This is a genomic window from Bacillus sp. OV166 (assembly GCF_900177675.1).
Classification (GTDB): Bacteria; Bacillota; Bacilli; order Bacillales; family Cytobacillaceae; genus Neobacillus.
In genome coordinates this window covers 416902-439260 of the sequence record NZ_FXWM01000002.1, presented here as the reverse complement: position 1 = coordinate 439260, position 22359 = coordinate 416902, and the positions used below count along the sequence as shown (strand labels likewise).

Below are 22359 nucleotides of genomic sequence, written 5' to 3'. Positions count from 1 at the left end.
CGTTTACCTCCTAAGAAACTTCCGGATGTGGATGAACGCAGATGGGGGTGACAGGTTCCATTATATTAGGAGAGGACATCAGAAACTTTGTTCCGGGCCTTGTCACTTCAACCGGTACACCATATAACTTCGTTAATACTTCAGGTTGCATCACATCTTCAACTGTTCCTTTTACATATTGTTCCCGTGTTAAGTACAAGATTTGATGAGCATATTTAGAGATTAAATTCACATCATGACTTACAAATACCACACTGATTCCGCGTTCCCGGTTGACTCGTTCAACGACAGCTGCAAGGTTTTCTTGAGCACCGGGATCAAGGTTAGAGGTCGGTTCATCGAGTAATAACACCTTGGGGTCTCGAAGTAGTGCTTGTGCTAAAAATAGTCGTTGTCTCTCGCCACCTGAAAGTTTACCAAGTGGTTTATCTGCATAATTTTCTGAATCTGTCAAATGTAAAGCTTCTTCTACCAGTATCCGGTCTTGCTTTGTTAGCCATGGCCTATATTTATGCTGCAATCCGAAGCTTACAAAATCTCTCCCTTGAATGGGAGTTTCAGGATCAATCTGACGCGATTGAGGAACGTACCCAATCAAAGGAGATCCCGCAGACTTAATATTTTTCCCACCTACTTTCACCGTTCCATCCTGTGGTTGAATCATTCCTAATAACACCCGCAGTAATGTTGTCTTACCTGCTCCATTTGGACCGATAATTCCCATAAATTCTCCAAAGGCCACGTTGAATGACAAATTTCGAAGAATCCATTCTCCTCCAAGGTGGACATTCACGTTTTCAAGTGTAATTGCATCTTTCACTTAATCCATTCCTTTCAAACACTAGATTCAAAGATTAGAATAAAAGTTATTCGTAACGATTACGATTTATACTTTAATAATAGTAATGATTACGAATTAGATTGTCAACAGTTTCTGGAAGCAAACCCAACGATTCTTTTCCTAACAATAAAGTAATGTTTTTCTCCTAATTTCCCGCTTATTCTTAGATTTTCTTCAAAAATATGTAGAATTGAATAGGGGAGAATGCAGAGATATTACTTTCTTAAGGGGCGGTGGCAGGGAGAGCTTTAAATCTCTTCGAAAACTGGAAATATAACAATAATCGAACATTTGATCTCCACAATTACTCTTGTATCTAAAAATTTGTTATTAAAGCACTTAGCAAAAACACAACACCACGTTTTGCCTGGGAATAAATACGGCTAAGTAAGTACAAAAAGTTATGATAAGGTGAAAGCCTTTTTTGTTTGGCTCAAAAATGAAAAACAAGAATGTAACAAAGTAGACAAGCATAAAATTAAATCGTAATTATTTCGGTTTAAAGGAGCTATATATGACAATTTCATCTCACATAAAGGACATATTCCTATACGGTCTATTTTTGTTAATTGTGTATCTTTTTTTCTTTGGAAATGATGAATCCCTTCAAATCATAGGTGTCATTTTTCAAGGTGAATGGAGGACTGTATTTGTTGTTTTTCTTGGTATTTTACTTGAAGCACTTCCTTTTATAATTATTGGTGCATTAATGGCATCGGTTATTCAAATATTTATAACCGAAGAAATCATACAGAGATTTATCCCCAAAAGGCCTATTCCGGCAATGATTACTGCGTTAATTGGAGCTGCCATCCTTCCTGTGTGTGAATGCGCAATCATCCCGGTGGTCAGAAGGTTGATTCAAAAGGGTATGCCAGTGCATGCCGGTACCGTACTTCTGATTGGTGCACCCATTTTGAATTTTGTGGTATTCGGTTCTACGTTTTATGCCTTTCAACGGCAGCCTGAAATTTTTTACGGGCGATTTATTTTGTGTGTAATGACAGCTCTTATTGCAGGAACAGTAATTTATGTTAGTTTCAACAAAACAAATATTCTGAAATTTAATACGGAAGATTTGACTCTGCAGAGGCCATTAAATCAAAACAGAGGGGCTTCAAAGTTAAAGGGGGTATTGCATCATACTTGCCAGGAATTTTATGCAGTGAGTAAGGTATTTATAATCGGTGCATTTCTTGCAGGTATTGCTCAAGTGTATGTTCAGCAATCCATGCTTATTGAAACGGCAAAAGAACCTGTAAACTCAACGATTATGATGATGGCGTTTGCCTTCATTCTGTCACTTTGTTCAGAAGCGGATGCATTTGTTGCGGCTTCTCTAGGTCATGTATTTCTTCCAGGTGCAGTATTAGGTTTTTTAGTTTATGGTCCAATTTTGGATTTAAAGAATGTATTTGTTATGTTATCTTCGTTCAAAGTTCGCTTTGTACTGCTCTATTTTCTTGTCATAACTATAACAGTATTTGGCCTCTCATTGTTGGCTGGCCACCTAATAAATGGAGGTTAAAGAATGAAAGAAAAGCAGGTTCCTATTTGGCAATTCAACAACGAACTACAGGGAATTCTTTTAATTGGTTTTAGTTTAGTGATTTTTAAGCTATATGTATCAAAAAAAATCTTGATAATACTGGAACCCAAGATGATTCTTTTTATGTTGTTTGCTATGGTAAGTCTTTTTATAATCGGTTTTTTCCGTCTTTTAAATAGTGATTTAAATGGGGCGGACTGCGATTGTGATGTTTGTGATCCATCTTCTTCATTGTTCATAATCATCATGAAATCTTCTTTTTTCATTTTTGTGATCATACTATCTCTTGTCCTAAATGATTTTATTGATACCGTTCATGTCCCTTTCAAATAGCATGACTCTCCTAATGAGCAGAGAGGAACAGCATTATTAAATAACAAAAAAGCTGATTCCATAGACTGGCCTAGTCATTTGAGACAGAGATAAAACACCCTTATTAGGCTGCCATACTCCCAAATTCAATGGGGGTTCGGTAGCCTAATTTTTCTTGAATGCGTTCTTCATTATAATGTTTAACGTAATCATTTACATGATTTCGTACGTCCTTTAAGCTTAATGAGTTGAACTTAATATATTGGAACTCCTCTGATTTCAAGTTGGAGTGAAACGACTCAATAACTGCATTATCCCAACAATTTCCACGTCTTGACATACTACTAATCAGGTTACTCTCTTTCACAAACTTCTGAAAAGCATATGATGTATATACACTTCCTTGATCAGAATGAAGGATGACTCCGGATGGGTTTCTACGTGCAATTAAAGCTGCTTTAAGTGTATCCAACACAAGTGGAGTCTGTTGATGATCATATATCTTATATGCCACAATTTGATTGTTATACAAGTCCACAATAGTCGACAAATACAACGTAGATGGACCATATTGTAGGTAAGTAATATCGGTGACCCACTTTTGATTTGGAGCACTGGCTGTGAAATCTCGTTCTAAAATATTGGGTGCAATAACAACGGATTCTCCCTGCGATTTCCACTTTCGTTTCGGCTTTACACGACATTGCAAATAATGTTTTTGCATAATACGTTGAACAGTATTACGATTCAATTTAATCTTATAGTCACGATATAACATAGCCTTTATTTTACGGTGCCCGTATCGATATTTTGTTTCCTGGCATATAGTTATGATGATTTCTTCCTCTTTAGTTAATACGTCCTTTCCCGCTTTTGCCCACCGATAGTAGGTAGCACGCGGCAAGGATAGGGCAGATAAAATCGCCGTAACCGTGTACTTCTTACGGAACTTTTCAACGATCTGTAGGACTACTTGTTTTTCAACTCCTTTACCATCTCCAAATACTTTTTTAAGATTTCATTCTCCTGTTTCAAGTGAGTAAATTGCCGATCTTTCTTTTCCTCTTCACTCACATTATCTGGTCCAAGCCCGTACGAATATTGTTTGCCAATCGGCTAATCAAAACGATGTATCTCATTCTCTCGGTACCATTTCATCCATGTCTTTATCTGAGAGACATTTTTAATTCCGTACTTCTCCATAATCTCTTGATTAGTTAACTCCCCTGACATCTTATCCTTCACCACTGCCCATTTTGTTTCACTAGAATATACGTTTTTGCCCATGCAAAAACACCTCCGATTTTAGTACTTAATTTCAGTGTACCATTTCGAAGGTGTTTTATCGTGTCTCATTTTATTAGGTTAGTCTACCAAGGAATTAGCTTTTTTGTTCATAATTAGAGATGGGCATTCATTTCTAAACTGAGTTTTCTTTTTATATTGTCCTAATCCCGGAAATGGTTAATGACAAACAAATAATACCGGTGATGCATCTTCAGCATTGTGATAAAACTTTTTTGTGGTTTCTAAACCCTAAGGCCACATCTCAAAGGCATTAAGTCATTTAAATAAGAAATAGCTGATTTGTCATGTCATGATGAAGAGTTCTGTTAATTTGCGCCATACATGAATAAATTGCTGTTCTAATTCTTGTTTATTCCAATAAAAACAAGTTCACTTAATCTTGTTTCATTCTCTTTCCATTGACGGTCCTCACCCTGAAAACAACATATGTAGTGCATGCTGCACAGAAACAAAATACTGAAATGCTATCTGTATACAGTACAAGGAACAAATATTTTTAATATTTTTAACGAAATGAACTTGCTCATTAAATAAAAAAGTGGTACATTATCAATTATTCAAGTTCAAATCGTAATGATTACGATTTTAAAGAGGTGAGGTGTATGTATAAATGGATCATTGTAGGTGGCGGCATACAAGGTATGACGATGGCTACATTTTTGCTTAAACGACATAAAGCAACCATTAATCAGCTTGCGATTATTGATCCATATGAGGAGCCACTATCCAGGTGGAAGCATTGTACAAATATTATTTCCATGCCGTATCTGCGTTCCCCTTTTGTTCATCACTTGGACATCGACCCGTTTAGTCTACAGGCATTTGTCAAAACAAATATGTATGAATGGAACACAGCCTTTTACGGGCGGTTTAAACGTCCTTCTCTCCAAGCATTTAATGAGCATTGTGATCATCTTATGGATGATTTGCTAATCAAAAATGCATGGATTCAAGGAAGGGTGGAACTTGCTGACCAAACTCCTGATGGATGGAGTGTTCAATTACAAGATGGGCGAAAAGTGATGGGCCAAAACTTATTACTGGCTATAGGCATTAGTGAACAACCGATTTGGCCTGAGTGGACTGAAGATTTGAACATGAAAAAAGCGTCTTATGTCTATCATGTTTTTGATCCTAACCTTCCAAGCTTCGATCACTTTAATCCTCCGATAACCATTATTGGGGGCGGAATTACGGCTGCTCACTTGGCTTTAAAGTTAAGTGCTTTATTTCCAAACGATGTAACGATACTAAAGCGGCATCCGTTTCGTATACATGATTTTGATAGTAATCCTGCATGGCTAGGACCCAAAAACCAGGTGTCATTTCGTAAGGAGATAAGTTATAAAAAGAGGCGTGACAAAATAAGGGATGCGCGCCATAAAGGCTCTATTCCACGTGACTTACATGTAAAACTATTATATCGCATAAGACAAGGTAAATTACATATCGTGGATGGGGAAGTGGACCTCGCTACAGTCAGCAACGGTCTGGTTTCGTTATATGGCCAAGGAAACCATTTTATTCACAAGGCAGGCACGATATTATTAGCTACAGGTTTTCAGCCCGGATTGCCAGGTAAAGAGTGGTTAGCACCCATGATTCAGAAATACAAGTTACCATGTGCTGAATGCGGATATCCAATCGTTTCGAATTCATTAAGGTGGGGACCCAATCTTTTTGTGGCTGGCGCTTTGGCAGAACTTGAAATTGGACCCATTGCTCGCAATATCTCTGGGGCACGCCAGGCAGCAGCACGGATTGTGAGTAGTTTATAAGTGACGGATTACAAAAAAAGTGGAGTTTTCCAGGAACAAATTGTTTTAGAAATTTTGGATTTATTGCCTTTTTAAACATAATTTTTATAAATGCCGTCATTATGCATTATATGGAGAGCGGTGCATATCTGTTGTTATATAAGATAAAATCTTTACATTTTACTGAAAGTATATGTAGACGAGGAGGATTACGATGAAAAAAATACCCACTTATATTATTTCAGGATTTTTGGGAAGCGGAAAAACAACATTGCTGCTACATTTATTAAAGTATTGCAAATCTCAACAAAAAAAAGCTGCCATTCTATTAAATGAGCTAGGCAGTGTGAATGTAGAAAGTTACTTGTTTGAAGACGAGAATGTATTTGAGTTATTAGATGGATGTATCTGTTGTTCAATTCAAGATGATTTAAAAGCAACATTAACATCACTTTTAGAAACACACACTGAAAAACCTATAGATGCATTATTCGTTGAAGGGACAGGTGTTGCGAATCCGTTGGAAATCGTAGAAGTAATGGCTAGTCCTCCTTTTGTGCACTCTTTTGATATTCAATCCGTCATTAGTATGATTGATGCAAGTTCATACTTAGAAAATCAAGATATTTTTACTTCGAAAACAGTTCGTGACTTGCTTAAAAATCAAATTAAGGGAGCTACAACTGTCGTTCTAAATAAAGTGGATCTGGTGAATGAAAAACAATTACAAAAAATAGATGCTAAACTCATTAAGTTGCTAGATAACAATACACAAGTAATGAAGACTTCCTATGGAAACGTTGATATAGGCGAATTACTACAAAAACGGTCAGACACAACCGTCGTTTCACATAAACACCAAACAGGTAGTTGTGATGATCCTCGTCATTCTACTTGTAATCATGAACATGCACACCAGCATGATCATGTACAGCATGCGAGCATTAAAACCATAACGATTCAAGATGTTCCTTCTGTAACTAGAAGACAACTAAAAAAATGGCTGAAATCATTACCAGAAGGGGTTATGCGTGGAAAAGGATACATATTCTTGAAAGATAAACCGGGTTTGTATCCATTTCAGTATAGTTCTAATCAAGTGCATATAGGTGATTTTCCGCAAAAACTTGGAGCAGATCCTTGTATTGTCTTAATTGGGAAAGATATAGATATTACGACTATTCAAAACTCTTACACTACCCAATTTACCTTATCCTAACTATGTGTGGACTAAGTAAAATAAAGACCGACTCTTTGTTAACAGCTTGTCCTGCAAAGTAAGCGGGGGTAGGGATGCTATTAAAATCAGATGTACAGGTTTATCACCTAAATCGTAATCATTCAGATTAATAAAGGAGAAGTAAAAGTGAAGAAAATACCGGTAGCCGTATTAAGTGGGTATTTAGGGGCAGGAAAAACAACATTATTAAATCACATTTTAGCAAACCGGGAAGATAAAAAGGTTGCTGTGATTGTTAATGATATGAGTGAAATTAATATTGATGCGTCTTTAGTAAAACAAGGAGGATTTTCACGTACAGAAGAAAAACTGGTGGAAATGCAGAATGGTTGCATTTGCTGCACGCTGAGGGAAGATTTAATAAAAGAAGTGGAGAAGCTTGCTGTTATAGGGGATATTGATTACATTGTCATTGAATCAACCGGCATTAGTGAGCCGATACCCGTAGCCCAAACGTTTACCTACGTTGATGAAAATTTAGGAATTGATTTATCGGCGTTTTGCAGGCTCGATGCCATGGTGACTGTTGTCGATGCGAATCGTTTCTGGCATGATTTTGCTTCCGGGGAAAGCCTGCTAGATCGGAAACAGGGGACAGATGAGTCGGATACGCGTGAAGTGGTCGACTTATTAATCGACCAAATTGAATTTGCGAATGTGCTGGTCTTAAATAAAATCGATTTAGTGGGTAAAAAGAGTGTACTTGAGCTAAAAGCAGTCCTGCAAAAGCTGAATCCAGATGCAATAATAATTGAAAGTGCTCACTCACAAGTAGACTTAAATGAAATATTGGATACAAAATTATTTGATTTTGAAGAGGCAAGTCAAGGGGCAGGCTGGATCAAGGAATTAACGGAAGAGCATACTCCAGAAACAGAGGAATATGGCATTTCATCCTTCGTCTATCGCAGAAGGAGACCATTTCATCCTGAAAGATGGATGCAATGGTTAGAGGATTGGCCAGTGGAAGTCGTTCGAGCAAAGGGATTCTTTTGGCTGCCTACCCGAAATGATATGACAGGTCTGTTATCACAAGCAGGACCCTCGATTATGCTTCAGGGAGCTGGCGAATGGCTTGCGTCATACCCTGAACACGAAAGAAAGCAAATCCTTATGGAAGAACCAGAGCTATTGGAGAATTGGGATGAAGAATTTGGTGATCGGTTGACAGAACTTGTTCTAATTGGGGTTGATATGAACCGCGATGAAATCGAGGCTTCTTTAGATCGATGTTTATTGACCGATGAAGAAATGAAAATGGACTGGAATTTATTCCATGATCCGCTTCCATCCTTTACAGTTACCGCGTAATAAATACCCACAAGGAGGATATAAAAATGAGAGTAAAAATCACGTTAGCATGTACAGAAACAGGAGACCGCAATTACATTACCACCAAAAATAAGCGAAATAATCCAGACCGTATTGAATTGATGAAATATTCACCGCGTTTAAAAAGACGTACGTTACACCGAGAAACAAAATAATTACTAAAGATCAGTCAAAGGGATTATGAGATGTTATTTCTTTTGATTATAAAAATTAAAATAACGAATGACGTTCTGTATTGTATATGACTTTGTATTCCCTGGTTATTACAATAGCTGTTGCCAGAGAAGATTGATAAGAATATGACAGAAATATAACGTAAGAGCTCCTTATTATTTTAGAGGAGCTCTCACTTAATGAAGCTATGAATTAGCTAGCATTAAATTTATTGAACAATCAATAGTACTTATCGTAAATAATAGTGTAGTAATTTGTTTTTTTTTTAATAGGAATTGTTACGATTTATTTCAATAATTGTGATTTGAAAGTAGATTATATTTTGGCTAGTAAAAATATGTCATTCAAATTAAGTAAGACTAAAGGGAGAGAAATACATTGTTAATTAAAAAGTTTAAGTTAGTGGCTCTAGTTTTTTTTGTCTTATCCATGCTAGTTGCCTGCTCTGCAAATTCGGCAAGCTCCGATAGTGAGAAAGAGGAAGATAATGATTCAACGAATGACAAAAAGAAAACAGAAATAGTTTATGCATCAGCCAAAGACATTAATGATATGAACCCTCATTTTTATACCGGTTCAATGCCAGCTCAAGGGATGGTATATGAATCATTAGTTGAAAATACAGAAAGTGGGATCAAACCTCTACTTGCTGAATCATGGGAAATTTCAGAAGATGGAAAAGTATACACTTTTCATTTAAGAAAAGATGTGAAATTCCATGATGGAGAACAATTTAACGCAGAGGCAGTGAAGAAAAATATTAATGCTGTGCAAAATAATGCCGAAAAGCATGCTTGGATTAAACTTTCAACGAAAATAGTAAATTGTAATGTAGTAGATGAGTATACCGTTGAACTAGTGCTATCAGAACCCTATTATCCAACTTTGGTTGAATTATCTATGACTAGACCTTATGTATTTATATCACCCAAAGATTTTATTAATGGCGAAACAAAGGATGGCGTAAATGGTTTTAACGGTACAGGACCATATATTCTCACTGAACATAAAACCGATGAGTACGCCACTTTTGAAGCAAATGAAAACTACTGGGGTGGCTCACCTGAAATTAAGAAGATTACCTCTAAAGTTCTTCCCGCAGGGGAAACGACACTTTTAGCTTTACAAAAAGGAGAAGTGAACTTTGTTTTCACTGATGACCGAGGGGCAGACAGTATTGATATAGAAGCAATGAATCAATTGGTTGATTCAGGTGATTATCAACTTGTTAGAAGTGAAGCAATGAATACGAAAATGATCGTAGCTAATGGTAGTAAATCTGATAATCCAGTAAGTGAAACAGCTGTTCGTGAAGCCATTTGGTACTCTATCGATAGGGAAACAATTACTAAGGATATTTTAAATGCTACGGAAACAGTAGCCAATACACTTTTTTCACCTAACGTAAATTATGCAGATGTCAATTTGAAGAAACGGGGCTTTAATTTAGAAAAAGCGAAAGAGATTTTAGAAGAAGCAGGCTGGAAATTAGAGGATGGTGCTGATATTAGAACGAAAGACAGTAAGAAATTAGCAATAAGACTCTATTATGACAGCAATTCTTCTTCCCAAAAAACACAGGCTGAATTTATCCAAGCTTCAGTAAAAGAGATAGGTATTCAGCTAGAGCTTATCGGTGAAGAATCAACTTCAATTGCAAATAGAAGATCAACAGGTGACTATGATTTATTATTTAATCAAACATGGGGACTAGCGTATGATCCACAAAGTACAATAGCTGCTTTTACTTCTGAGGCTTCTTATTTACATACTACAAGCGGTATCGCGAAAGCAGATGAACTCTACAAGAAAATTGAAGAAGTCATGGTGTCAACCGATGAGGAAACACGAAAGTCGTTATATGCTGATATTTTGACAATTGTTCATGATGAAGCAGTCTTTATTCCGATTTCAAATGGAAGCGTCACGGTAGTGGCCACAAAAGATTTAAAAGGTATCTCATTTAAGCAAACACAATTTGAGTTGCCATTTGAGCGAATACATTTTGAATAGAAATAAAAATAAAAAGGGGGATTTACCCCTTTTTATTTTATGAGAAAGTACAAACGTTTAAGTATTGATATTTCAATAATAAAAGGAGTTTTTCTATGGGCAGTTACATTATTAAAAGGATATACATATCCATCCCTTTACTTTTGATTATTTCGTTTTTTACGTTTGTTTTAATTAATCTTTCTCCCCTAGATCCTGCCGAATTGGTCCTACAAGCACAAGGTGTTCCAAAAATAACAGATGAATTAATTGCTGAAACGAAAGAAGATTTGGGACTGGATAAACCATTTATCGTCCGATACTTTCATTGGGTCATTTCCTGCTTACAATTGGACTTTGGCGTTTCATACGTGACAGAAAAACCAGTTTGGTCAATAATAGGGCCTGCTTTTCTAAATACGTTAAAGCTGACGTTAGTATCATCCGTTGCCATTCTTGTGTTTTCCATTCTATTAGGCGTGATCTGTGCGTTGAAAGAAGGAAAAACCATCGACAAAACTGTAAGAAGTTTTTTATTTTTCCTAACGGCAATGCCGTCCTACTGGCTTGCGTCTCTTTTGATATGGTATTTCTCTGTAAAATTAGATCTATTACCAACAAGTGGGATGGAATCATATAAAAGTTACATTCTACCGGTTATTGTGATCACGATAAGTTATGTAGGCATTTATTTTAGAAATGTTAGAAGTTCAATTCTAAGCAATTTAAATGAAGACTATGTCCTGTACGGAAGGGCATGTGGCTTAAAAGAGATGAAGATCACCATACATATTTTAAGAAATTCATTGCAAGTCTCCATTTCAATATTTTGTATGGCTATACCCATTATATTGGGAAGTACAGTAGTGATAGAAAATGTTTTTGCTTGGCCAGGGTTAGGAAGTTTAAGTGTTAAATCCATTCTAAGCAGAGATTTCCCCATTATCCAATCGTATGTTCTTTTAATAGCAGTGGCCTTTGTACTGTTTAATACGATTTCTGATATTATAAATGCTGCGATGAATCCCAAATTAAGGAATGATCTCTAAATGAGAATAATGAAAAATTTAGGTAAAGATAAGTTAGCTATTAAATCTTTATTCGTCATTGTTGTAATAATTATTGTTGGTTTATTTGCCCCATTATTTGCTCCACATGACCCAAATGAAGTAAATATGAGCCTTCGTTATGCATCCTCATCCTGGGAACACCTATTAGGTAATGATCACCTAGGGAGATGTATTTTGTCTAGAATAATATATGGAATTCGTCCCAGCGTTTTATTAGTTTTAGTTGCATTGTTCATTTCTGTTTTGTTTGGGGCTGTTTTAGGATTTCTAGCTGGATATTTTAGAGGAAAAGCAGATGCTTTAATTATGAGAATCTGTGACATTATGCTTTCTTTCCCAGGATACGTTATGATATTGGCGATTGTTGGTATTTGGGGCGTGGGCCTTAAGAATATTTTAATTGCGTTTATTTTGGTGAAATGGGCATGGTTTGCTCGAGTAATCAGAACGTCTGTTATGCAGTATTCTGAATTAGAATACGTGAAATTTTCCAAAGCAGCTGGAATTAGTGATTTAAAAATAATATATAAGCACCTTGTTCCTGTTACATTTTCTGATATCGCGGTTATTTCAAGTAGCTCTATTGGCTCGATGATTTTGCAAATATCAGGTTTTTCATTCTTGGGTTTAGGAATTCAAGCCCCGAATGCTGAATGGGGAATGATGCTAAATGAAGCAAGGGAAGTTATGTTCTCTAGACCAGAGTTAATGTTAGCACCTGGCCTAGCTATCATTATTGTCGTATCGGCATTTAACTTTCTATCTGATGCACTCCAGATTGCTTTAGATCCTAAACTATTTACCTCTAAAGGTAAACCTCATGGAAAATTAGCAATAACTAAGAGTAACCTTCAAGAAAAAGAGGTGGCGAATTAATTTATGAATATATTAGAAGTTAAAAATCTGAGGATATGGGATGTCAAAACTGGTAATGAAATTATCTACAATAGTTCATTCAATCTAAAGAAAAGAAGCTGTCTGGCAATTGTAGGAGAAAGTGGAAGCGGGAAGTCTGTGACTTGCAGGTCCATAATGAGATTGAATAAATCTTGGCTTCGCCAATCAGGAGACATTCTATTAAAAGGAGAAAACCTAAACCATCTTTCTGAAAAAGAGATGAGAAAGAAAAGGGGTAGAAACCTTTGTATGATTCTACAAAATGGTATGAGTGCATTTGATCCATCTTGTGTGATCGGTGTTCACTTGAAGGAAACACTTGCCCAACATTTCGGCTGGAGTCATAACGAGATAGAAGGAAAAATGAAAAATGCCATGGAAAGCGTAATGCTGAAAGATCCGATAGAGATTATGAATAAGTATCCACACCAGCTATCGGGTGGAATGTTGCAGCGAATTATGATCGGATTGGCATTAGTATTAGTGCCAGATATTATTATCGCTGATGAACCGACAACATCGCTGGATACAATCTCACAATACGAGGTCGTTGAACAATTAATTAAATTACGGGAAAGAATGGGCTGCTCGATGATTTTTGTTTCTCACGATTTAGGGGTTGTTAGAAAAATTGCGGATGACGTTTTGGTCATGAAGGATGGGGAGATTGTCGAAAGAGGGAATATTCAAACCATTTTTTCAGAGCCGCAACATGAATATACTAAATATTTGATTTCTACTAAACAAGCGCTGAGTAATCATTTTAAGAAAATAATGGGGGAGAGAGTTATCATTGCTGAAAGTTGATTCTGTTGAGAAATCTTATAAAAAAGGCGGATTGTTTTCTGGAGAAAGACAGCAAGTTATAAGAAATGTTAGTTTTGAATGCAGGAATGGGGAATGTCTTGGTATTATTGGAGAAAGTGGAAGTGGAAAATCGACATTAGGGCGTTTGATACTAGGCATTGAAAAGCCTGATCGTGGAACCATTTTATTCGAGGGACAGAATGTAGAAGATAGAAGGGTGAGATTAGGTAACATAAGCGCTGTATTTCAAGACTATAAATCTTCCATTAATCCATTTTTTACTGTTGAAGAAGCCGTTATGGAGCCCTTAAAAATAACAAAAAAGGTTCAAAAAAATTATCAAAGCAAGATTGATAATCTACTAAATCAAGTTGGATTAAATCCGTCTTTTAGAAAGAAATATCCTCATGAGTTATCAGGAGGAGAGGTTCAGAGGGTATGCATTGCAAGAGCCATTTCAACAGAACCAAAATGTATTTTATTAGATGAAGCCATCAGTTCTTTAGATGTATCTGTTCAAATACAAGTACTTGAATTATTAAAGGAATTAAAGAAGATTTACAGTATGAGTTATGTCTTTATTACTCATGATATTCAGGCTGCTGCCTATATTTGTGACAGAGTAATCATTTTTAAAGATGGTCAAATCGAAGAAACGGTTAAAATTGAGCAATTAAAGGACGTTCAGTCAGAGTATGCAAAGAAGTTATTGCAATTGCTAATTACTTTTTAATATTGAAATACTTGAGTTCACAGAATTTACGACATATTTAGGAGGTGAAAACATTTTGAGTGGAGCAACGTCTTGGCCTTTTCTGCGTTTGTATCTGTTGGTTCTTCTTTATTTTAGTGCCAATGCTATCCTAAATGTTATTATCCCTTTACAAAGGGAAACATTAGGAACCAGCAATACAACGATTGGCTTGATAATGGGGGCGTATCTATTTACCACCATGTTCTTTCGACCATCGGCTGGTCATATTATTCAAAAGCTTGGGCCGATAAAAGTATTACGGATTATTCTTATTATCAATGGATTTGCTTTAATACTATATACGTTTACTGAATTAGGGGGCTATCTAGTTGCCCGTATGTTACAAGGGGTGTCGACAGCTTTTTTTTCAATGGCATTACAAATAGGCATTATTGATGCATTACCAGAGAAAGATCGCTCTCAAGGCATTTCACTTTATTCGTTATTCTCATATATTCCAGGTATTATTGGTCCAATACTGGCTTTAGGCATTTGGCAAGGGGGTATGGATTATTTTACCGAGGTGATGATCACAATTGCCGTCTTTACAGGGGTGGTTGGCTTTGGTGCCAAGATGGACAAAGCAGTGGTTCAGCCTGTGACAAATAATGCTGAGCAGAGAGTAAGCATGTTTAAATCATTTAGTCAATTAGTAAAAAATCCGTTTTTATTTAAATGCAGTGTATTGATGTTAGTTGCATCCATTGTATTTGGAGCAATCACAACCTTTATACCACTGTACACTCCACAATTAAAAAGCGGTAATGCTGGAATTTATCTTATGCTTCAGGCGGGTACCGTTGTCTTTGCTCGTTTTGTTTTAAGAAAAAAGATTCCTTCAGACGGCAAATGGTATTCATCTTTTATCATGGGGAATATGTTTATTTTAGCAGTTGCAGCGCAGTGTGTCAGCTTTTCTATAACCGGTGGAGCTATCTTTTTCTATGTTGGTGCAATTTTAATGGGAACAGCTCAGGCACTTCTCTATCCAATGTTAACAACGTATTTGACCTTTGTCCTGCCACAGATGAATCGCAATGTGTTGCTTAGTTTATTTATTGGTATGGCTGATTTAGGTGTTTCACTAGGTGGTGTCATTATGGGGCCAGTAGCTGATTTTTCCTCATATTCTTTTATGTATATGATTTGTGCTATCTTAGGAGTGACGATGATTATTTTTGCCTATGATCGACGAAAAATATTTGTTGGGTAATAATAAACGAGTCTTACAAGAGTTTCATATATGGCTTTTGACAGGATTCTTTATTGTGGTTGAATTTTTAATATTTTACTTTTATAGAGGAGAATCTCATACTTTTTTTTATAAAAAATAACTCACCGTTAATTTAGGGTTCATTTTGATTAAACCTTTAATCAAAACGAGTTCTTCTTGTTTTCAGCTAAATCATCATACTATTTATCTAAAGAGTAGTTTAAACTTTTGTGTCACTCTTCACGAATGTAGGTTTATTACGAGTGACACAAAATACTTAATACCTTGCAGATTAACAAAAATGTTCTTATAACCTTGTTAAAAATCATATAAATATATAGGTTATAGTATTGTACGTTTACATAAATCATCTTCTCATAATATATTCCAAGCTTTATCTAACCTTTATCCTTCCTATTCTTCAACTAACAGGTGCAGGGGATGCTTTTTTTCTTATTGAAGTAATGGACACCAGTTGAAGAAGGAATATAAGTTTTAATGGCCGTCATTTTTTCTTTGGTGTTTTTTGAACTATCCAAGCTCATTCATTTTGGAAAATGTATAATGAGGAGGGTAAAAAGTATGAATATTTTAAGTTTAAAGAGTAAATATACGAATAAGAAAGTGCAAGATTTTTTAAAAGCCCCCCTTGAAACATTTATTTCTTGCAGCCCTAGAAAAAATTTCCGGACGAAGTTTTTTTAAGGGCTATCTTCGTTCTAATTTTTGTTCTTATGTCCTATATAGGGTTCGCTTTAGGGATATTTTTATTTTAAAGCATTAAAAGATTATTATAATAAACGGATTATTGTGAAAGTTTTCACTTAAACTAACGGGCAGTTTAGTGGAACAAGAATGTTTGTTAGTAAGATGGAAAAAGCACCTGAAATTTATAATTCGAATGTAAAAAATTAGTTCAGGTAGAATAAGAATGCAATGAAGTTGGGCATTTAGATCCATTTATAGGGCAGGAAGGTGTTAATGTGGATGAGTTTGAAAATATGATGGCGGAATTTAATGATTGGTTAGAGGATGCAAAAAAGAAAAGAAAGGCTTCGGTTCAATTCGATCCATCGAAGTTAGATGCTTTTGTAAAGATTATCGCCGAGTTGGTCAGCATCAAACAAAAGTATGCGGACAAACTGTCAGAATTACGCACTGCTGCGGAAGAGAAAATTGTAAGGTTAGAGTATTCTAAAGGCGGAGAAACGATTCATCGTGGATACTACTGTCCAAGTCCAGTTTTAGATTTAATCATTGGTGGGATGAAAAGGGGCAGGCTATTCAAAAAGAAGAAACCTGAATTTGGGAATTACTCTTACGAATATGGCTTTGATATGGGCGGTAGACTGCTACGAGTAAAGGGTGTAAATGAGTTTACAACTCCAAACAGTCGTTTTAACGAAGAGTATTTGATATATATCGGAGATGTGGTTTATGGTTTGGAATTTGATAACTTAGGCGAATTGGGAGTGGTGTCCAAGTGCATTTACGATAACGGAAAATTAATGAAGTATGAAAGAAGCGTGTGTGGAATGGAGAAATTTGCTGATCTTCATTATGAGGAATACACATACGACAAGAATAGGCTTTCGGAAGTGGATTTCTTTTTTAGTATTTCGCCGCAATTAGAACTGTATGAAGAGCAAAGATTAAGTGTAGAACACGATGAAGATGGCAATATTATTAGGTTAATCAGCGATGAAATTGTGGATGGTAAAGTAGAGCAGTTTATATATAATGTTAAACCGCCCAAAAAATCGGCTACACTAAAAAGATAACGGCGTAGGGGTAGCTCAATACACAAAAGGAGATTAATTTGGTTTTTATAAGATTTTCTTATTAAACAAACGGGTGCTTATGTTCAATAACGGGAGGGCTACGGCGATCTCTTTTTCTTATTGGACTAACGAAGCAGGTTAGCACAAGAAGGTGAATCAGCAAAAACCCTCTATTATAAAAAAGAAAGGTGATAGAGTGAAGCAATATGTTAAGCTCAGGTTATCAAGAATTTTGCAGGTGAGAAAATTATGTCTGATTCAAGAAAAAGTAGGTTAGAGAAGTTACTGAAACAAAATAAAATAAAACAAGCGAAGAAACAACTGGTAGATGACTTACTGAAATACCACGCCATTGATATATCTGATAAAGTGTTTGTAGACTTTGAAGTTTCTGAGGATGTTCATAAAAAAGTATATAAACAAATTAAGACAGATAAAATTGATGTTTTTAAATTCCCATATGACGAAGAAACACTAAAGTTAAAGATTGATTTTTTATTTGATTATTATAAGATTTACGAAAATGAGAATATCCTCTTTTATCCATCAACTTTTGGATTTTATTTTAGAAGTAGTAATCAACTTTATCTTAATTATCCTCAGGCAATAACGTTACCTTTAAAAGAATGCAAAAGATTTGTTCAAAAACTGATGCTAGAAATGCACGATGACTTGGTTATTGTTTCGGGGAACTTTAATTATGGTTTTGTTTTGAGTGAAGATGAATATTCAGATGTAACAATTGAATATTGGGGACCTGATTTACACAATAAGGATGCATAATCATCACCTTTAATGAAAAGATTGTGAAGGATTGTTCTTAAGCTAACGGGTGCTTTTGTTGAACAAGGAGGCATTGGTAACCCTTCATTTTGGAAGGGCTATTTATGCTGTAATGAAACGTAGGAAGGTAGTCTAAGGACACCAGTTTTCGTTATATTTCTATATTTATAATTACATGATACAGGTCAATAAAGATGAAATTTCTAGAACCGATACATAAGGAAGTTCGATTAAAAACTGAGGAAGGTGATGTCGTTCCCTTGTAGATTGCGGATGGGACGGAGTTTTGATTTTCGAATATTGACACATACGATAACATTCGACTATTATAAAACCGTAAAGGACGAACGAAAACTGTTTCGGTGATTGAGCATAAACTGTGTAAGTCGTTGATTAAACGTTGATGTTGACGCTGATTGATCGGAATGATTGAGAGGATTATATTGCGTCAGTCTTCAAAACTGCTTGAGACCTGTTTAATTTGTGTGTATTAGTAAATTTTATTTTTATTACTTAAATAGGTTAAGGGCTAGAACCTATTGATTTAAAGTAAAAGATCAAAACCTTTTATAGTGATTTACAGTAATTGAAAGTCTCGAAAAAAATTTTTTCGAGACTTTTTGTTTTTATGTTAGAATTCCTTTTGATTACTAGTTTTAATCAAAATGAATACAGTCTAGGGTTTGGATTTTTACTATTAAAATTATAATCCAAAAATAACAATAAATTATATATAAACATATATGTTAACATATATAATATGTATTTATTATAATATATGTTATTTCTAAAAATGTTAACAATCTCATAATTGTTATATACATCTGTTTTTTATTGCAGTTGGACCAGTGCAGATAAAAAAGTAAAGAAATAACATTTATTTCAGGTATTTGACCGTTTTAAATAATTATATAAATATTGATATACACTTAATTAATTGAAATTTCAAACATTTTTCATACAACAAAATTAGATGAGTAGTTATACATAAAAGAAAAGATAATTACAGCACAATGGAAATCTCCAACACCCTAAATTAAGGAAACAAGGATTAAAGTACATTAAGCCTTAAAAATTAAAAATAGTTCTAATCATAATTAATTCTTTGAACCAATAAATACGATTTAAGATTTTGGGGTTATATTTCCTTGAAAAATATATTGTAAATAATTAGAAGCTGAAATTTCCTCTATTCCACAATAAAGAAAGTAAAAATGCCAATAACTTTTTTCCTTTTCTTAGATTTCCCACAAAACAAGTGTCAAGAAAACTCTTTCTAATCAAAAGTTACCAAAAAACTTTTGTATTATTTAAATAAATAAAAAGAAGGTCTTTAAAACAAGTTAACTTTATTTAAATGAAGATATGAGTTGTCTTGGTTGATGCGTTCTAAGTATATATTTGTTGTAGAAATATCCGAATGGCCAGCCCAATCCTTAACTACCGCAAGTGGAACGTCGTTCTCTAGCAGAAGAGTAACAAATGTATGACGGAACCAGTGAGGCGTTACGCTTAAATTTTTCCCAGCAAGGTGAACCGCTTCTTTCACGATTTTATACAGGGCAGGGTATGTTAATCGTTTTTTATTTACAAGTGGTTCAATTTTATTATATAAAGCGAAAAAAAGCGGACTTGTATCTTGCATGTTGATTTCAACGGATTCGTCCAAACATTTTCGATAGTTAAATAGAATTTCTTTTGTTTCTTCTCTTACAGGAATCGATCGAGGCTTATTCCCTTTTCCAATGACATCTGCAAATAGATACCCTTTTCGATTGTATCGAAAACTTCCCCAATTTAAGCTTAAAAGCTCACTTGCACGAAGTCCTGTCGTATAGAGTAAGTAACCAATCAGCAAATTCCTTTTCTCCAATTGTTCTCGATTTCTTGTTGCCTTTACAATTTTAGGAAAGAAAGAAATAAGAAATTCAGCATCCCTCTGATTCAATTCCCTGACTTGCAATCGGGTTTGTCCTTCTGCGTGACGAGTTTCTTCTATTATATAGTGACCTTTTTTAGACACCGGCTTGGAGATCCAAGTAGATAGGTGGGCTTTATAAAATTGCGTCTCATAACCAAAGTCCAATAACCTTCTGAAAAACTCCAATTTTCGTATGGCAGATTTGGCTGCGTACTTTTCTTTGATAAATTGGTTATACGCTTTTATTTCTGGAAATCCGATATCCCGAAAGGAAAGAGAATGTTCAGTCAGAAAAGTAAGCAGCGTTTTCGCATCCGAGCGGTAAGCTTTAATCGTGTGGGAAGAAAGCTTTTTATCTTGCGGGAACAATTTCTCTAAAAAAAACATTTCAAGAAAATCCTGTTCGGTACTATTTTCGAGAGTGAGGTTCCGATTCTCATCAAGTAGATGACGAGATCTTAGATTCTCCTGTAAATGGGTTAAGTACTGTTCACCATTCATATTTTGAAGAAGAGTCAAGTAATTCATTTTTTGACCTCCTAAGGATTAGTTATAAATAATCATATTATGTATAGTAAAGATAATACCTAATTATCTTTACTTACATTTTATCACAGAATGCTTGTTCTATCTATGTTCTTCCTCCAAGTTCTTTGATTAAAAAATACAAAAACATTTTATAGAATTAAAGTGTGGGACCTGTCTGAGATTCGCTCTCAGACGAAATTAATTTTCTTTTTTAATACAATTGCCCATTCATTTCATTACAGAGCTTCTCAAAACAACAGACAAAATTTATTTAAAAACAATATTATAATACTTGGTGAGTTTTTTTTAAAACAATATAAAGACCATATCTGATCCCTTGAGTAGGTAAGCAGTTTAGTTGATCATGGATATGGAATAAGAAGTTCAAAGGAATATTCTTTATTTGGCTTCTCATCGCAGTTTAGTTTAATAAGAAATTGAAAAAACTGGATTTAATGACTTATAAGCACAAACTGCTCAATAAGGAGTAAAGAAGTTGTTACTTAGTTTATGGATAAAATTCGGTCTTTTGCTTTTGAATTTTGCATCCACCTTCATAATAATATTGGCTGCCTATTATTATGTGAAATGGAAACAGCGAAAAAATGTTTGAACAGTTCGTGGAAACTAAAAAAAAGAAGATTGCACCCCTTTATGAATTAACGGGTGCATTATTAAAAAAACAAAGGGTGATCAATAATTGAATAATCCAGTAAAGCTCCAATCTATTGTTGAAGAATTGGAAATGCAGTTTGAAGAATCTCGTACATTTCTAAGTATTAAAGCGGGTGAAATTATTTCAGTAACTTCGGAAAATTTAAGAGCTGCTGAAGAGGAAGAACCGTTCGATCATTTACCTGAATGGGAACAAGAAGATAGAAAAGTTGCTATTGATGTAGTTGAAAACTTTGAGAATTACAAAGAACTACCTACTAAATATGAAGTGAATGAATATGAAATAATGGAAAAATTTTGCTTAACAGTAAGTGATCAAAGTAAACAGGAATCCTTATTAAGGGCAATTAAGGAAAAGGGTGCCTTTAGAAGGTTTAAGGACAAAATAATAGATTTTGAAATGGAAGAACAATGGTATTCATACCGTGACGAGTGTTTTAAACAAATTGCGATTGAATGGTGTCAGGAAAATAAAATAAACTTTATTAAATAGAAATGACAGGGGTGATTACTGAACCAAAGGGTAATCACCTTTTCTTATTAAACTAAAGGGCAGGTGTGCGGCCGAGCCTAGGTCGTATCATATAGCGGGTGGGATTCCCGTCGAGTAAGAACTAGCCATTCGCTCGTAGCGAGTCTTGGAGGGGTAAAGGTAACTTTAGTCTTTAAGCGTAGATAGTTAGGTGGCGGGCCGAAAGCCAATTGGTTGAAGGGATTGAGCTCCATAATGTTAGTAAAACGAGAGGGCTGATGCTTTACCTGCAGCAGAAAGCTACATTTTATCCTTCGTTAAGGGCAAGATGGATAAAACCTCTCTGGAGTCAGAGACCTTGGCACGTTACACATCGATATGATACGGCAACTCGGGAGACCCTACCGGTCTTTTCTTGTTAGAAGAGTATGGTGTACAAGCGATAAAAAGCAAGGAAACCAAATGCTGTGTAGGGAGTCGGATAGCAGCGTAGTACCAATGAAGTTGGGTAATGCCGATGGAGGAAAGGCTAGCTACCAGTTATCGCCCTTACTAGGGAAACATTTACTACACTCAGAGGTAGGGATAAATGGAAACAAAACTACTAAGGATAGCAGAATTAGCAAAATCTGAATCTAAGAGATTAGCTACATTTTATGAATGGTAACTAGGAGGAGCCGTGTGCGTGAATAGCGCAAGCACGGTTCTGTGAGGGTTGCGCCTTGAAAGCTCAAGGAATACATACGACTTGAGATAGTCGTCTAGATAATGCTTAGCCAGCAGTCTTGTACCGAGTCTTGCGTGGTACACGGTAACGTGTACTGCGAAGCGTAGACAGGAAGATGGCAGGCCGGAATAAAGTGAAAAGGATAATTAGTCCCGAAATTAAACGTGATGTGGAGTAGCCGACCTTTTCTCTCAATGGGGAAGGCAACAATGAAATAACCGCTATA

17 protein-coding genes and 1 pseudogene are annotated in these 22359 nt (G+C 35.4%); 15 read left to right on the top strand and 3 right to left on the bottom strand.

The annotated features are described in order from the left end of the window. Nucleotides 1–10: 10 nt before the first annotated feature. A complete protein-coding gene (locus tag CCK98_RS33955; RefSeq protein WP_088090960.1) occupies nt 11–820 on the bottom strand; it encodes a metal ABC transporter ATP-binding protein in 810 nt (269 codons plus the stop codon). A 535-nt stretch (nt 821–1355) separates the two neighbouring features. Between CCK98_RS33955 and CCK98_RS33950 the strand changes: the two genes are divergently transcribed. After that, a complete protein-coding gene (locus CCK98_RS33950; protein ID WP_088090959.1) occupies nt 1356–2369 on the top strand; it encodes a permease in 1014 nt (337 codons plus the stop codon). 3 nt (nt 2370–2372) lie between these two features. Continuing rightward, nucleotides 2373–2723, top strand: a complete 351-nt coding sequence (locus CCK98_RS33945; protein WP_088090958.1) for a DUF1980 domain-containing protein — start codon at nt 2373–2375, stop codon at nt 2721–2723. Nucleotides 2724–2826: 103 nt separating this feature from the next. Here the strand turns inward: CCK98_RS33945 and CCK98_RS33940 are convergent. Further along, a pseudogene (locus tag CCK98_RS33940) lies at nt 2827–3989 on the bottom strand (IS3 family transposase). A gap of 623 nt (nt 3990–4612) precedes the next feature. Here CCK98_RS33940 and CCK98_RS33935 point away from each other — a divergent pair. The 12 genes from CCK98_RS33935 to CCK98_RS33880 all read left to right on the top strand — a co-directional run bounded on the left by CCK98_RS33935 (nt 4613) and on the right by CCK98_RS33880 (nt 17810). Further along, on the top strand, nt 4613–5788 hold the full coding sequence (locus CCK98_RS33935; protein WP_088090957.1) for an FAD/NAD(P)-binding protein: 1176 nt from the start codon (nt 4613–4615) through the stop codon (nt 5786–5788). 193 nt (nt 5789–5981) lie between these two features. Further along, on the top strand, nt 5982–6986 hold the full coding sequence (locus tag CCK98_RS33930; RefSeq protein WP_088090956.1) for a GTP-binding protein: 1005 nt from the start codon (nt 5982–5984) through the stop codon (nt 6984–6986). Between the two features lie 147 nt (nt 6987–7133). Beyond that, the gene (locus CCK98_RS33925; RefSeq protein ID WP_088090955.1) at nt 7134–8318 is read left to right on the top strand and encodes a GTP-binding protein; all 1185 of its coding nucleotides are present in this window, start codon (nt 7134–7136) and stop codon (nt 8316–8318) included. 26 nt (nt 8319–8344) lie between these two features. After that, the gene (rpmG, locus tag CCK98_RS33920; RefSeq protein ID WP_088090954.1) at nt 8345–8494 is read left to right on the top strand and encodes a 50S ribosomal protein L33; all 150 of its coding nucleotides are present in this window, start codon (nt 8345–8347) and stop codon (nt 8492–8494) included. Nucleotides 8495–8942: 448 nt separating this feature from the next. Next, nucleotides 8943–10526: a nickel ABC transporter substrate-binding protein gene (nikA, locus tag CCK98_RS33915; protein ID WP_088091090.1), complete on the top strand. Its 1584-nt coding sequence runs from the start codon at nt 8943–8945 to the stop codon at nt 10524–10526. A gap of 95 nt (nt 10527–10621) precedes the next feature. Further along, the gene (opp1B, locus tag CCK98_RS33910) at nt 10622–11554 is read left to right on the top strand and encodes a nickel/cobalt ABC transporter permease (protein WP_088090953.1); all 933 of its coding nucleotides are present in this window, start codon (nt 10622–10624) and stop codon (nt 11552–11554) included. Beyond that, the gene (gene opp1C, locus CCK98_RS33905; RefSeq protein WP_088090952.1) at nt 11555–12451 is read left to right on the top strand and encodes a nickel/cobalt ABC transporter permease; all 897 of its coding nucleotides are present in this window, start codon (nt 11555–11557) and stop codon (nt 12449–12451) included. A gap of 3 nt (nt 12452–12454) precedes the next feature. Then, nucleotides 12455–13279 (top strand): ABC transporter ATP-binding protein, encoded by an 825-nt coding sequence (locus CCK98_RS33900; protein WP_088090951.1) that lies wholly within the window; start codon nt 12455–12457, stop codon nt 13277–13279. Then, the gene (locus tag CCK98_RS33895; protein ID WP_088090950.1) at nt 13266–14012 is read left to right on the top strand and encodes an ABC transporter ATP-binding protein; all 747 of its coding nucleotides are present in this window, start codon (nt 13266–13268) and stop codon (nt 14010–14012) included. Before CCK98_RS33900 ends, CCK98_RS33895 begins: the two co-directional genes overlap by 14 nt. A gap of 55 nt (nt 14013–14067) precedes the next feature. After that, complete coding sequence (locus tag CCK98_RS33890; protein WP_088090949.1) at nt 14068–15246, top strand: MFS transporter; 1179 nt, start codon at nt 14068–14070, stop codon at nt 15244–15246. Between the two features lie 983 nt (nt 15247–16229). Further along, nucleotides 16230–17027 carry a hypothetical protein gene (locus tag CCK98_RS33885; RefSeq protein WP_088090948.1) on the top strand — a complete coding sequence of 266 codons (798 nt, stop codon included), beginning with the start codon at nt 16230–16232 and terminating at the stop codon, nt 17025–17027. 249 nt (nt 17028–17276) lie between these two features. Continuing rightward, nucleotides 17277–17810 carry a hypothetical protein gene (locus tag CCK98_RS33880; protein ID WP_088090947.1) on the top strand — a complete coding sequence of 178 codons (534 nt, stop codon included), beginning with the start codon at nt 17277–17279 and terminating at the stop codon, nt 17808–17810. 1333 nt (nt 17811–19143) lie between these two features. Here the strand turns inward: CCK98_RS33880 and CCK98_RS33875 are convergent. After that, nucleotides 19144–20259, bottom strand: a complete 1116-nt coding sequence (locus tag CCK98_RS33875; protein WP_088090946.1) for a tyrosine-type recombinase/integrase — start codon at nt 20257–20259, stop codon at nt 19144–19146. 700 nt (nt 20260–20959) lie between these two features. Here CCK98_RS33875 and CCK98_RS33870 point away from each other — a divergent pair. After that, entirely contained in the window at nt 20960–21427 is a 468-nt protein-coding gene (locus CCK98_RS33870) for a UPF0158 family protein (protein WP_088090945.1), read from the top strand. Nucleotides 21428–22359: the final 932 nt, after the last annotated feature.